This window comes from Phenylobacterium aquaticum, assembly GCF_947378715.1.
Classification (GTDB): Bacteria; Pseudomonadota; Alphaproteobacteria; order Caulobacterales; family Caulobacteraceae; genus Phenylobacterium; species Phenylobacterium aquaticum_A.
Genome location: NZ_CANCLE010000003.1, coordinates 11905 through 25739, shown reverse-complemented (window position 1 = coordinate 25739; position 13835 = coordinate 11905). Strand labels below are relative to the sequence as shown.

Genomic DNA, 13835 nt, shown 5'->3' with positions numbered 1-13835 from the left:
GCGACCTTCGGCGACGCTGGAGATCCGCCTTGGCCTATCTGGGCAATCGCACCGTCAACCGCCTGAACCTGCACTATGGCCTGCACGCCCTGGCCATGAGCGGCGGCGGCGTGTTCCTGACCGTGTTCCTGCTCAAGGCCGGCCTGTCCCCGGCCGAGGCCCTGGCCTCCATGGCCGCGATCCTGGCCGGGCGCTTCCTGATCCGCCCGCTGATCCTGCCGATCGCCAAGCGGTTCGGGCTGAGGCGCGTGGTCATCGCCGGAGCCGCGATCACCGCCGCGCAATATCCGCTGCTCGCCCAGGTCCACGGACTGGACCTGATGCTGGTCGCCATGTGCACGGTCTCTTCGATCGGCGAGACCCTCTACTGGACCAGCTACCACGCCTATTTCGCCGCCCTCGGCGACGCCGAACATCGCGGCCACCAGATCAGCGCCCGCGAAGCCCTGGCCCAGGCCGTCGGCATTGTCGGCCCTGTGCTGGGCGGCTGGGCCCTGGTCACGCTGGGGCCCGTCGCCGCCTTCGGCGCGGCCGGCGCCGTGCAACTGGCCTCGGCCTTTCCGCTCCTCAAGGCCCCGGATGTGCCGGTTCTGGCCGAGGCTCCGGGCGCCCTGCGGGCCTCGCGGCTGGGTGCGGCCCTGTTCGCCGCCGACGGCTGGACGGCGTCCGGAACCTTCTTCCTCTGGCAGATCGCCCTGTTCGTCACCCTGCGGGAAAGCTTTGCGGCCTTTGGCGGGGCGATGGCGTTGGCGGCCCTGGTCGGCGCTGTCGCAGGCCTGCTGCTGGGCCGCCACATCGACGCCGGCCATGGCGGCCGCGCGGTCTGGCTGGCCTTCGCCGTGCTGGCCGTCACCATATTGGCGCGGGCGGGGGCGACAACCCCGGCCCTGGCGCTCACCGCCAACGCCCTGGGGGCCCTGGTCACCTGCCTGTCGACCCCGACCATGATGACCGCCGTCTACAACCTGGCCAAGGCCTCGCCCTGTTCGCTCCGGTTCCACATGGCCACCGAGGGCGCCTTCGACATGGGCTGCGGCTCAGGCTGCCTGGCCGCCGCCGGCCTGCTGGCCCTGGGCGTACCGCTGCAGGCCGCCCTGCTGCTCTGCCTCGCCGGCGCGGTGACCACCCTGATGCTGCTGCGCGGCTATTATGCGCGGGAGAAGCTGGCGGTCGCCTGACCCCTACTCCGTCTCCGCCAGCCAGTCCGCCGAACGCATTTCCTGCAGGCGCGAGGCGGTGCGCTCGAACTCGAAAGCGCCGTCGCCTTCCGGATAGAGCTTGTCGGGCTCGGCCTCGGCCAGGACGATCAGCTTGGTCCTCGCCTCGTAGAGGGCGTCGATCAGGATCACCAAGCGCCTGGCCTCCTCCCGCCGATTGGCGGTCAGCCTCGGCAGGTCCTCCAGGAAGAGGGTGTGGAACCGGCCGGCGATCGCCACATAGTCGTTGGGGCCGAGCGCCACGGCGCAGAGGCTCATGAAGCTCGCTCGCACCAGGCCGCCGGCCGCGTGGGGCAGGTGGATCTTGCGGCCCAGCACCTCGACCGTCTCGCCGATCTCCTCGGCCCCGTCCAGCAGGTCGCGCCACAGCCCCAGGAAGCTGCGCTGGTTGTCCGGGTCGGAGGGCGAGAACCATGTGCCCGCCGCCCGCAGCCGGTCGAGGCGATAGTCATGGCCGCCGGCCACGCTCACCACTTCCATCCGGGCTTTCAGCAGGTCGATGAACGGCGTGAACAGCTGGCGGTTGATGCCGTTCTTATAGAGCTCGTCCGGAACCCGGTTGGAGGTCGCCACCAGGGTCAGGCCCCGGGCGAACAGGGCCTCGAACAGCCGCCCCAGGATCATGGCGTCGGCGATGTCGGTGACCTGGAACTCGTCGAAGCAGATGAGCCGGGCCTGGGCGATCACCACATCGGCCACCGGGACGATGGGATCGTCGCCCTTGTGCTGGCCGAACCGGGCCTTGCGCTCGGCCGCGTCGCCCTTGCGCCAGGCGTCGATCAGCCGGTGCACCTCGCCCATGAACACGTGGAAGTGGACGCGGCGCTTCTTGGCCACGGGCGCCGTCTCGAAGAACAGGTCCATCAGCATGGACTTGCCGCGCCCGACCGGCCCCCAGAGATAGACCCCCCTCTGGCCCTCGGGCTTGCGGAAGAAGGCGGAAAAGCCCGACGGCTCGGCCTGGCCCAGGTCGTCCTCCAGACGCGCCAGCGCCTTCAGGCCCTCGGCCTGGGCGGGATCGGGACGGAGCGCGCCGGCGGCCAGTCGGGCCTGGTAGGCGGCGTTGAGCGGGGAGGCCATGGCTCCGCCTAACCCGGACGGCGGCATTTCTCAATCGCGGGCTTGGCGGCGCCCCTTGCCCCGCCCCCGGCGCCGAGGGCATGTTCAGCCCATGACCGCCGCCGCCCCCCTCGAGTTGCGCCTCGCCGACGAGGCCGCGACCCAGGCCCTGGGCGTGGCCCTGGCGCAGGCGCTGCGGCCCGGCTCGGCCATCTGCCTGTCGGGCCCGCTGGGGGCCGGCAAGTCGACCCTGGCCCGGGCCCTGATCCGGGCCTTGACCACCCCGGACGAGGACGTGCCCAGCCCGACCTTCACCCTGGTGCAGTTCTATGAGGGGCCCGACTTCCCGGTCGCCCATTTCGACCTCTACCGTTTGACCTCGCCGGACGAGGCCTATGAGATCGGCCTGGATGAGGCGCTGGAGGACGGCGCGGCCCTGATCGAATGGCCACAGAGGCTGGAAGGCCAGCTGCCGGCTGACCGACTTGATATAGACATAGCGCTCGACGGGGAGGCGCGCCGGGCGCGGCTCGTGCCCCATGGCGCCTGGAGGGACCTTGAGTTCGGATCGTGAGACCCTGAAGGCCGAGTTCCTGGCCGCCCACGGCCTGGCCGAGGCGCGCCGCCAGCCCCTGGCCGGCGACGCCTCGACCCGGGCCTATGAACGCCTGCACCCCGCCGCCGGCCCCAGCCTGATCTTCATGGACCAGCCGCCCAGCGCCGAGACCTCTCCCTGCACGCCGGGCATGACCCCGGCCCAACGCCAGGCCGCCGGCTATAATGCGTTGGCCCGCCTCGCCGCCGGTCGGGTCGACGCCTTCGTCACCGTCGCCGCCTGGCTGAAGGCGCAGGGGCTGTCGGCGCCGGCCATCATCGCCCAGGACGCCGCCAACGGCCTGGCGGTGCTGGAGGACCTGGGCGACGGCCTGTTCGCCAACCTGATCCAGGACGGCCAGGACGAGGGCCCGCTCTATGACGCCGCCATCCAGGCCCTGGTCCGCCTGCATGCAGCCAGCCCGCCGCCGGTGCTGGAGCATGACGGCCTGGCCTGGCCGCTGCTCGACTATGACGCCGTGGCCCTGAAGACCGCTGGCGACCTGCTGCCGCAGTGGCTGCCGAAGCTGAAGCCCGAGCTCGCCTTTACGGATGAGGCGGTGGCGCGATGGGACGCGATCTGGGCGCCGATCATCGCCCGCGGCGCGGCCGGGGCCAGCGTGTTCTGCCACCGGGACTATCACGCCGAGAACCTGATCTGGTTGCCGGACCGCGCCGGGCCCGCCCGCGTCGGCCTGCTGGATTTCCAGGACGCCGTCCGCGCCCACCCGGCCTGGGACATGTCGATGCTGCTGCACGACGCGCGGCGCGACGTGACGCCCGCCCGGGCGGCCACCGCGCTCGACCGCTATTTCGCCCTTCGGCCTGACCTCGACCGGGACGCCTTCCTCGCCGACTATCATGCGCTCGGCGCGCTCAATATCAGCCGCATCCTCGGCATCTTCGCCCGGCTGGTGTTCCGCGACGGCAAGCCCCGCTACGCCGCCTTCATGCCGAGACTCTGGGGCTATCTCGACCTCTGCCTGGCCGATCCGTCGCTCGTCGAACTCAAGGCCTGGTTCGACGCCCATGTTCCGGCGGCGTCTCGCCAATGAACACGGGCCCCAAGATCGCCATGGTGCTGGCGGCCGGCATCGGCTCGCGCATGCGGCCCCTGACCGACGACCGGCCCAAGGCCCTGGTCGAGGTGGCCGGCAAGCCGCTGATCGACCACGTTCTGGACCGCCTGGCCCAGGCCGGGATCGAGACCGCCATCGTCAATGTCCACCACTTCGCCGACCAGATGGAGGCCCATCTCGCCCGGCGGACCGCCGCGCCCAGGGTGGTGATCTCCGACGAACGCGCCGGTCTGCTGGACTCCGGCGGCGGCATCAAGGCCGCCCGCCACCTGATCGGCGACGACCCGATCCTGATCGCCAATATCGATTCCCTGTGGGTCGGGGGCGAGACCCCGCCGCTGGAGGCCCTGAAGCAGGCCTGGGATCCCGAGCGCATGGACATGCTGCTGCTGCTGGTGCCCCGCAACCAGGGCATCGGGCTGGAGGGACCGCGCGGCTTCCGCATGGACGCCGAGGGCCGCATCACCCACATGGCCGATGACGACAATCCCGCCCCCCTGGCCAATATCGGCTTCCAGATCATGAAGCCGCAGCTGCTGGACGACCAGCCGGATGGGGCCTTCTCGATCCTGCCGCTCTGGTGGCGGCTGCAGGACGAGGGCCGCATCTTCGGCGTGGTCATGGACGCCTTCTGGCTGCACGTCGGCGATCCCAAGGCGCGGGAGGCCGCGGAAGCGCGGCTGACGTGAGCCCGCGCCCGCTGCTGACCGGACCGGCCCCGCGCTGGTTCAGCATCCCGGCCCACCGGCCCTTCGTGCAGGACCTGGCCCAAGGCCTCTATGACGCCTTGGCCCCACTGGGCCCCGAAGCCCTGTCCCAGGCCGTGGTGCTCACCCCGACCCGGCGGGGCGCCCGGTCCCTGGCCGACGCCTTCGTGGCGGCCGGCGGCGGGCGCGCCGTCCTGCCGCCGCAGATCCGGCCGCTCGGCGACCTCGACGAGGGCGAGCCGCCCTTCGAGCCCGGCGACCTGGCCGTCGACCTGCCGGCCGCGATCGCCCCCCTGCGCCGCCGCTTCGAGCTGATCGCGCTCGTGAAGGCCCACGAGGGCGCGCTCGGCCGCGACCTCGACGCCCCCGCCGCCCTGGAGCTGGCCGACGCGCTCGGGTCCTTCCTCGACAGCCTGCAGATCGAGGAGGTCTCGGCCGACAAGGGCCTGGCCGACCTGGTCGAGGCCGACCTGGCCGAGCACTGGAAGATCTCCCGCGAGTTCCTGGAAATGGCCTTAGACGAATGGCCCCGCCGGCTCGCGGCACTTGGCCTGGTGGATGTCAGCGCACGCCGCGTGGCCCTGCTGCGGTCCCTGGCCGCCAAGTGGAGAATCGATCCGCCCCGGGGCGTGCTGATCGCCGCCGGCTCCACCGGCACGGCGCCCGCCACCGCCGACCTGCTGGCCGTGATCGCCCAGGCGCCCCAGGGGGCCGTGGTGTTGCCAGGGCTGGACGACGCTCTGGCCGACACCGCCTGGATCAAGGTGGGAGAGCAGCACCCTCAGGGGGCCATGAAGCGGCTCCTGACCCGGGCCGGCCTGACCCGCGCCGATGTCCGCACCTGGCCGACCTCTGAGAGCTTCAAGAGCCAGGGCCGCTGGCGCCGGCGGGTGATCAATGAGGCCCTGCGTCCCGCCGAGGCCACCGCCGACTGGCTGACCGCCATCGCCGCCCTGCGCGAGGAGGGCAAGGCCGACGGCGTCGACCCCATCGCCGAGGGGCTGACGGGTCTGTCCATCCTCACCGCCCGCACCGAGGACGAGGCCGCCACCCTCGCCGCCCTGTTGCTGCGCGAGGCCCTGGAGGTTCCCGGCCGCACCGCCGCCCTGGTCGCGCCTGACCAGAACCTCGCCCGCCGGGTCGCCGCCAAGCTGGCCCGCTGGGGGGTCGGCGCGGATAGCTCCGCCGGCCAAGCCCTGTCCGGCGCCCCCTGCGGAGTGCTGGCGGGGCTGGTCGGCCGGGTGCTGGTCGATCCGCTCGACCCCGTGACCCTGCTGGCCATCCTGAAGCATCCGCTGGTGCGACTGGGCCTGGCCCCCGAGGCCATGGAAGAAGCCTGCGCCCAGCTGGAGCTCAAGGTCCTGCGCGGCCCCCGGCGCACCGTCTGGACCGAGCTGGAGGATCGCTGCCCCGCCGATTCCCGCGACCTGCTCGACCGCCTGAAGGCCGCCCTGACCCCCGTGCTTGGGATCGGTGAAGGCCCGCCCGCCGTGGCCGCCCGCGCCCTGGCCGTGACCCTGGAGGCCCTGGCGACCGACCCCGCCGGATCGACCGGCGCCCTGTGGTCCGGCCATGAGGGCGAGGCCCTGGCCCGCCTGCTGGCTGGGCTGATCGAGGAGTCCGGCGGCCTGCCCGCCACTACCGCCCGGGCCTTCGCCGAACTCGTCCAGCGGCTCATGGCCGGCGAGACCGTCCGCACCGGCGGCGCCACCCATCCGCGCCTGCGCATCCTGGGCGCCATCGAGGCCCGCCTGACCCGCGCCGACCGGCTGATCGTCGCCGGGCTGGAGGAAGGCGTCTGGCCCCAGGGGGCGCCGATCGATCCCTTCCTGTCACGCCCCATGCGCACCCGGCTGGGCCTGCCGCCGCCGGAGCGCCGCGTCGGCCTGGCCGCCCACGACTTCGCCCAGGCCGCCTGCGCCGCCGAAGTGGTGCTGCTGCACACCGAACGCCGCGAAGGCGCGCCGGCCGTGAAATCCCGCTGGCTGTGGCGGCTGGAGACCCTGGCGCGCGGCGCCGATGTGAAGATCGCCGGCCGGCCCGAGATGCTCGAATGGGCCCGATCCCTGGACGCCCCTGACGGCTACGCTCCCGCCAGGCGCCCTGCCCCGACCCCGCCGCTCGCCGACCGCCCCCGCAAGATGGCCGTGACCCGGATCGAGGCCCTGACGCGGGACCCCTACGCCGTCTGGGCCCGCGACATCCTGCGCTTCTATCCGACCCCGCGACCGGACGAGGCGATCGACGCCCGGGCCCGCGGCACGGCCATCCACAAGGCCTTCGAACGCTTCGCCCTGAACCATCCCGGCGCCGTGCCGCCGGACGCCGCCGCTCGGTTCGCCGACTACTATCTGGAAGCCCTGCGCGCCGAGGGCATGCCGGAGGAGGCCATGGCCCGCGAACAGGCCCTGGCCGGCGAGGCCGCCGAGTGGGTGGCCGCCCTGGAGCGTGAGCGCCGGGCCGACGGCCGGACCATCCATGTCGAGCTCAAGGGCAGCCACACCCTGGCCCTGCCCGGCGGCGCCTTCACCGTCCAGGCCACCGCCGACCGCATCGAGATCGACCCCAAGGGCTTTGGTCACATCCTCGACTACAAGACCGGCGCTGCGCCCTCGAAGAAGCAGGTCGAGACCGGCTTCTCGCCGCAGCTGACCCTGACCGCGGCGATCCTCACCCATGGGGGGTTCGAGGGCCTGGGCTTCCCCAGCCCCGGCGACCTGACCTATCTGGAAGTCACCGGCCGCAAGCCGGCGGGACGGGTGGAGACCCGCGCCCAGGCCGGCATGGAGAGCGAGGAGGCGGCGATCAAGGCCCTCGAAGGCCTTGCAACCCTGATCAATCGCTTCGACGACCCGGACCAGCCCTATGCCTCGCGCACCGCCCCGCAGTTCGTGAAGACCTATGCCAGCGACTATGACCACCTGGCCCGTGTGTTCGAATGGTCGGCCAGCGGCGAGGACGGGGAGAGCGAATGAGCGATCCGCAGCGCATCGCCGCCGATCCGGGCCTGTCGGTGTTCGTCACCGCCAACGCCGGCTCGGGCAAGACCAAGACCCTGATCGACCGGGTGGCCCGCCTGCTGCTGGCGGGGGCCGAGCCCGAGACCATTCTGTGCGTGACCTACACCAAGGCGGCCGCCGCCGAGATGCAGCGCCGGCTGTTCGGCCTGCTCGGCGACTGGTCGGTCTATGACGACGCCCGGCTGAGCAGCCGGCTGGCCGAGCTGGAGGGTCGCGAGGTCGAAAGCTATGACCGCGAGCGGCTGTCCGCCGCCCGCGCCCTGTTCGCCCGCGCCCTGGAGACCCCGGGCGGGCTGAAGATCCAGACTATCCACGCCTTCTGCGAGAAGCTGCTGCGGCGCTTCCCGCTGGAGGCGGGCGTGTCGCCGGGCTTCCGGGTGATGGATGACGCCGCCTCGGCCGCCGTGGCCGCCGCCGCCCGCAAGGCCGTGGCCCGGCACGCCCTGAAGGGCGAGGGCCCGGTGGCGCAGGCCTATGCCCGGTTCTCGGTGGCGCTGGATTATCAAAGCTTCCAGTCGATGTTCGCGGCCTTCGAGGCCCAGCGCGGACGGCTCGCGGCCTATCTGGCGGCACAGGGCGGTTTCGCGGGCGCGGTGGCCGATGTCTGGCGGGTTTGCGGCTTCGACCAGCCCTGCGACCCCGACGCTGTCCTCGCCCAGGCCATGGCCGAACTGGATCGTTCCCTGTGGCGAGCGGCCGCCCAGCTGCTGTCGGAGGGCGGCAAGCAGGACCAGACCAACGCCGGCAAGCTCGCGGCCGTGGCCGCCGACCCCCACGCCGGGTTCGACGCGGCGACCTCCGCCCTGTTCACCCTGGCCGGGACCCCCGCCACCTGGGTCGCCAAGACCTCGGGGCTGAAGTCGCGGGAGGACCTGCGGGACGCCCTGCTGGCCGAGCAGGACCGGCTGGCCGCCGCCCGCGAACTGGCCGCCAGCGCCAGCATCGCCTGGGACACGGCCTATGCGCTGGCGCTCGCCGACGCCTATCTGGCCGCCTACCGCCTCGAGAAGGCGGCGATCGGGGGTCTCGATTTCGCCGACCTGATCGAGAAAACCCGCGACCTGACGGCGCTTCGGCCGCAAGCGGCCTGGGTGCTCTACAAGCTCGACGGCGGCATCGCCCACATGCTGGTCGACGAGGCCCAGGACACCGCGCCCGACCAGTGGGCCATCGTCCGAGCGCTGGCCGGCGAGTTCTTCTCCGGCGACGGCCTGCCGACCCGGGACGGCCTGACCCGCAACATGTTCGTGGTCGGCGACGAGAAGCAGTCGATCTATTCCTTCCAGGGCGCCGCGCCGGAGATCCTGATCCAGGAATTCGAGCACCATCGCGACCGCGCGGCCGGGGCCGGCCAGCGCTTCGAGCGGGTGGACCTGCTGGCCTCATGGCGCTCGACGCCGCAGGTGCTGAAGTTCGTCGATGCGGCCTTTGCGGCGCCCGAGCGAGCCGCCGCCATCCTGCCTCGCCTGGGCGCCGGCGGAGACCCGGAGCCGATCCTGCACGAGGCCATGCGCAAGGCCGACGCCGGCTGCGTCGATCTCTGGCCGCTCGAGCGCGAAGTGGCCGGCGAGGACCGCGACGCCTGGGACGCGCCCCTGGACCAGGTGGCCGAGACCTCCGCCAACCGCCGCCTCGCCGAACGCATCGCCGGCGAGATCGCCGCCCTGATCGCCCGGGGCGACGCGGTGTTCGACAAGGACGACAAGGTCTGGCGCCCCGCCAAGGCCGGCGACGTGCTGATCCTGGTGCGCCGCCGCCGGGCCCTGTTCGAGGAGATCCTGCGGGCGCTGAAGCGCCGGGAGATTCCGGTGGCCGGGGCCGACCGCCTGGCGCTCAGCGAGCACATCCTGTTCGACGACCTGCTGGCGCTCGCCCGCTTCGTCCAGTTCCCCGACGACGACCTGACCCTGGCCGCCCTGCTGAAAAGCCCGTTCTGCGACCTGGACGATGACAGCCTCTACGCCCTGGCCTTCCGGCGCGGGGACACCCGACTTTGGACCAGGCTGGCCGAGCGCGCCGCCGAGCGGCCCGAATGGGCCTCGGCCCTGGCCTTCCTGACCCTGGCTCGGGCAGAAGCGGCGCGGCGGCGGCCCTTCGAGTTCTATTCCCATCTGCTGGGCGCCCGCGACGCGGCCGGCCGCACCCAGCGCGCCCGGATGCTGCGCCGGCTGGGGGCCGAGGCCCAGGACGCCCTGGACGAATTCCTGGCCCAGGTGCTGGCGGCCGAGCAGCGGGGGATCGAGGATCTGGAGAGCCTGGCCGCCGCCCTGGTCAGCCTGGACATCACCGTGAAGCGCGAGCTGGAGGCCGGTCGCGACGAGGTGCGGGTGATGACCGCCCACGGCGCCAAGGGGCTGGAGGCGCCGATCGTCTTCCTGCCGGAGACCACGCTCAGCCGCACCGCCCGGGGTTCGCCCCTGTTGGAGACCGAGGCCGGCGGTTTCCTGTGGTCGGCGTCCGGCAAGGCCGATGGCCCCGCTGCGGCCGCCGCCCGCGCGCGGCGCGTGAGGAAGGACGAGGAGGAGGCCTTCCGCCTGCTCTATGTCGCCCTGACCCGCGCACGCGACCGGCTGGTGCTCTGCGGCCGGGTCTCGTCACGGACCAAGGAAGAGACGCTGCAGGGCTGGTGGCGCGCCCTGAACGACGCCCTGGCCCACCCCGACGTCGGCCCTCAGGTGCGCGCCGTCCGCTCCGGTGACCTGGAGTTCCAGCGGTTCGGGCCCGACCCCACGGCCCTGGGTCCCGCCGCCGGGGCAGACGCCGCGACCGCTCCGGCCCCGGCCTGGACGTCGGAGCCCGCCGCCCAGGAAGCCTATGCCCGCTACGCCTCGCCCTCAGATCTGGGGGAGGACGCGGTCGCGCCGGCCGCCTCGCCGCTCGCCCGGTCGCGCGGCCTGGGCCGATTCCGACGTGGCGAACTGATCCACCGCCTGCTGCAGGTGCTGCCCGATCTCGAGTCCGCCGTGCGCGAGACTTCCGCTCGCCGCATGCTGGGCCGCGAACCCGACCTCGCCCCCGACCAGGCCGACGAGATGGTCGCCGCGGCGATGGGCGTGCTGAACGACGACCGCTTCGCCGAGGTGTTCGGGCCGGGCTCCCGCGCCGAGGTCGCCGTGGCCGGCACGGCCAAGGCCCTGCCCCCTGGCCTGGCGATTTCCGGCCGGCTCGACCGGTTGGTGGTGCTGCCCGACCGGGTGCTGGTGGCGGATTTCAAGACCAACCGTCCCTCCCCCGACCGCATCGAGGCGGCCGATCCCGCCTATCTGCGGCAGATGGCGCTCTATGCCGGGGTGCTGGCCGATGTGTTCCCGGGGCGCCGCATCGAGGCGGCCCTGGTCTGGACCGACGGGCCCAAGCTGATGCCCATCCCAGAATTACTCATCGCCGAAACCCTTGCGGAGCTTGGTCGTAACGGTTGATACCGGACGGGAAGCCGCCCATATGGCGGTTCGAAACACGCCCGCCGCGCGTCGCGGATCGGCGTCAAAGGGAGCTTCTTGATGAGCACCGTAGCGGTTACCGACGAATCCTTCGACAAGGACGTCCTGCAGTCCTCCAAGCCCGTGCTGGTCGACTTCTGGGCCGAATGGTGCGGCCCCTGCAAGCAGATCGCCCCGGCCCTGGAACAGATCGCCGCCGAGCTGGGCGCCCAGGTCACCGTGGTCAAGCTGAACATCGAAGAATCGCCGACCACCCCCTCGCGCTACGGCGTGCGCGGCATCCCGACCATGATGCTGTTCAAGGACGGCCAGATGGCCTCCATGAAGGTGGGCGCCATGCCCAAGCAGAAGATCGTCGAATGGCTGAACGAAGCCGGGATCTGATCCTGCCCTGACCCCGTCCCGGCTCTGGTTTTTGATTTGGAGCCGGGCGGCGCGTCAGGTCGGCCAGGTCTCGGGGCTGAGCGCCAGGACCTCGCCGGCGAAGTGCAGGCCGCCGCAGACCAGCACATGGGGCGGCGGACCTGGCTGGGCCAACGCCCGGCGCACGCCCTCGGTGACGTCGGTCACCACCTCAACCCGCAATCCGGCCTGACCCGCCGCCTGGGCGATGTCCTCGGCGGTCGCGGCGTTGGGCGAGTCGAAGCTGGTGGCGAAGACCTGAGGGTCGAGATCGGCGAAGGGCGCGAAGAAGCCCATCGAATCCTTGCGCGCGAACATGGCGGCGACCAGCACCAGGGGCCGGGGATCGCGGGCCAGCAGCCGGCGTGTCGATTCCGCCAGGGCTCGCCCCGCGTGGGGATTGTGCCCGCCGTCCAGCCACAGGTCCGCGCCCCGCGCCTGGGCCATGGTCCCGAGCGGCCCGGTGGTCAGCCGCTGGAAACGGGCCGGCCAGACGGCGGAGGCGACGCCCTGGGCGATAGCCGCCTCGTCGATGCGCGGATCATTCAGCGCCAGTATGGCCGCGACCGCCAGGCCGGCGTTGTCGAACTGATGCACCCCAAACAACGACGGCGCCGGCAGGTCGAGATGGCGTTCGCCGACCTGCACCATCAACCGGCCGCGCTCGGCCCAGGCGTCGGCGTCGCGGCCCATCAGGGTGATCGGCGCGCCCTGGGCCACCGCCTCGGCGAGGATGACGTCCTCGGCCTCCATCAGTTGGCGGGCGGAGACCACCGGCCGCCCCGGCTTGATGATCCCGGCCTTCTCCCAGGCGATCTTGCCCAGTTCCGGACCCAGCATCTCCAGATGGTCGTAGTCGACCGGGGTGATGACGCTGACCGCCGGGGCGTCGAACACATTGGTGGCGTCGAAGCGGCCGCCCAGACCGACCTCGACGATGCAGAGATCGGCGGGCGTGTCGGCGAAGGCCTCGAAGGCCAGCACGGTGGTGATCTCGAAGAAGCTGATCGGCTGGCCGGCGTTGGCGGTCTCCAGCCGGTCGGTGAGCTCCTCCAGCCGCGCATCGGTGATCAGGGTCCCGGCCACCCGGATACGCTCGGCGAACCGCACCAGATGCGGCGAGGTGATGGCATGGACCTTCAGCCCCGCAGCTTCGGCGATGGCCCGCAGATAGGCGACCGTCGAGCCCTTGCCGTTGGTGCCCGCCACATGAATCACCGGCGGCAGCCGCCGCTCGGGATGGCCGAGGGCCGCCAGCAGACGCTCGACCCGGCCGGTGGTCAGGTCGATCAGCGACGGATGGTTGGCGCGCAGACGCTGCATTACCGCGTCGGAGGCGCGGATGGGGTCATACATCGCGGTCTGCCGGTTGTGTGGAGAAGGTCAGGCGGCCCTTGAGCGCGCGCGACCCATCATCAGGGTCTTCAGGATCGAGGCCAGAACGCGGGGGATATCGGCCCGAGCCACCACCTGGTCGACCATGCCGCGCTCCACCAGGAATTCGGCGCGCTGGAAGCCGGGGGGCAGGACCTCGCGGATGGTCTGCTCGATCACGCGACGGCCGGAGAAGGCGATCATGGCGTTGGGCTCGGCCAGGTGCACGTCGCCCAGCATGGCGTAGGAGGCCGAGACCCCGCCCGTGGTCGGATCGGTCAGCACCACCACATAGGGCAGGCCGGCGCTCTTGACCTCATTGAGGGCCAGAGTCGTCCGCGCCATCTGCATCAGGGACAGAGTCCCTTCCTGCATCCGCGCGCCGCCCGAGGCCGTGAAGATCACGAAGGGGCAGCCGCGGGTTACGGCTTCCTGGGCGGCCTTGATGAAGATCTCCCCGGCGCCCATGCCGAGCGAACCGCCCATGAAGGAGAAGTCCTGGACCACGACCACGGCGTCCTGGCCCTGGATCTTGCCAAAGCCGATGGCCATGGAATCCTGCTCGCCGGTCGCCTTGCGGGCGGCCTTGAGGCGCTCGGGATAGGGCTTGTCATCCGGGAACTTCAGCGGGTCCTCGACGACCACCGGCGAGGCGATCTTCTCGTACTGGCCGTCATCGAAGGTGTAGCGCATGCGTTGCGCCGCGCCGATCCGCATATGGCTGCCCGACGGCGTGACCCACAGGGCCGCCTCCAGGTCCGAGCGGTAGATCATCTCCCCGGTGTCGGGACATTTGACCCACAGGTTCTCGGGCGTCTCACGCTTGGAGACCAGATTGCGCACGCCGGGCGCGATCTTGGCCAGCCACCCGCCCCGCTCACGCGGGGCCGTGGACGCCGGAGACTTGCCGGCCTTGTCGTTTCGCTGTTCAGCCATCGCCATG

Annotated in this window: 10 protein-coding genes; 7 read left to right on the top strand and 3 right to left on the bottom strand. The window is 71.9% G+C overall.

Features of this window, described 5'->3' with window-relative positions; all coding sequences use genetic code 11:
* The first annotated feature begins 29 nt into the window (after nt 1-29).
* The gene (locus Q7P21_RS00905) at nt 30-1178 is read left to right on the top strand and encodes an MFS transporter (RefSeq protein ID WP_304164152.1); all 1149 of its coding nucleotides are present in this window, start codon (nt 30-32) and stop codon (nt 1176-1178) included.
* A gap of 3 nt (nt 1179-1181) precedes the next feature.
* Here the strand turns inward: Q7P21_RS00905 and zapE are convergent, their stop codons facing one another.
* Nucleotides 1182-2297 carry a cell division protein ZapE gene (gene zapE / locus Q7P21_RS00900; protein ID WP_304175336.1) on the bottom strand — a complete coding sequence of 372 codons (1116 nt, stop codon included), beginning with the start codon at nt 2295-2297 and terminating at the stop codon, nt 1182-1184.
* Between the two features lie 91 nt (nt 2298-2388).
* On the opposite strand from zapE, the gene tsaE reads away from it, so the two are divergent.
* The 6 genes from tsaE (at nt 2389) to trxA (ending at nt 11500) form a co-directional block, all read left to right on the top strand.
* Nucleotides 2389-2850, top strand: coding sequence for a tRNA (adenosine(37)-N6)-threonylcarbamoyltransferase complex ATPase subunit type 1 TsaE (gene tsaE, locus Q7P21_RS00895; RefSeq protein ID WP_304175334.1), 462 nt, complete (start codon nt 2389-2391; stop codon nt 2848-2850).
* On the top strand, nt 2816-3925 hold the full coding sequence (amgK, locus tag Q7P21_RS00890) for an N-acetylmuramate/N-acetylglucosamine kinase AmgK (protein ID WP_304164157.1): 1110 nt from the start codon (nt 2816-2818) through the stop codon (nt 3923-3925). Before tsaE ends, amgK begins: the two co-directional genes overlap by 35 nt.
* Complete coding sequence (locus Q7P21_RS00885) at nt 3922-4638, top strand: nucleotidyltransferase family protein (RefSeq protein WP_304164158.1); 717 nt, start codon at nt 3922-3924, stop codon at nt 4636-4638. The genes amgK and Q7P21_RS00885 overlap by 4 nt, the downstream gene beginning before the upstream one ends.
* Nucleotides 4635-7631, top strand: a complete 2997-nt coding sequence (addB, locus tag Q7P21_RS00880) for a double-strand break repair protein AddB (protein ID WP_304164160.1) — start codon at nt 4635-4637, stop codon at nt 7629-7631. The genes Q7P21_RS00885 and addB overlap by 4 nt, the downstream gene beginning before the upstream one ends.
* Complete coding sequence (addA, locus tag Q7P21_RS00875; protein WP_304175332.1) at nt 7628-11095, top strand: double-strand break repair helicase AddA; 3468 nt, start codon at nt 7628-7630, stop codon at nt 11093-11095. Before addB ends, addA begins: the two co-directional genes overlap by 4 nt.
* An 81-nt stretch (nt 11096-11176) precedes the next feature.
* Nucleotides 11177-11500 carry a thioredoxin gene (gene trxA, locus Q7P21_RS00870; protein WP_304164164.1) on the top strand — a complete coding sequence of 108 codons (324 nt, stop codon included), beginning with the start codon at nt 11177-11179 and terminating at the stop codon, nt 11498-11500.
* A 54-nt stretch (nt 11501-11554) separates the two neighbouring features.
* Here the strand turns inward: trxA and Q7P21_RS00865 are convergent, their stop codons facing one another.
* Both Q7P21_RS00865 and accD read right to left on the bottom strand, forming a co-directional pair.
* A complete protein-coding gene (locus Q7P21_RS00865; RefSeq protein ID WP_304175330.1) occupies nt 11555-12874 on the bottom strand; it encodes a folylpolyglutamate synthase/dihydrofolate synthase family protein in 1320 nt (439 codons plus the stop codon).
* Nucleotides 12875-12901: 27 nt separating this feature from the next.
* Nucleotides 12902-13834, bottom strand: a complete 933-nt coding sequence (accD, locus tag Q7P21_RS00860) for an acetyl-CoA carboxylase, carboxyltransferase subunit beta (protein ID WP_304164168.1) — start codon at nt 13832-13834, stop codon at nt 12902-12904.
* Between the last annotated feature and the right edge of the window lies 1 nt (nt 13835).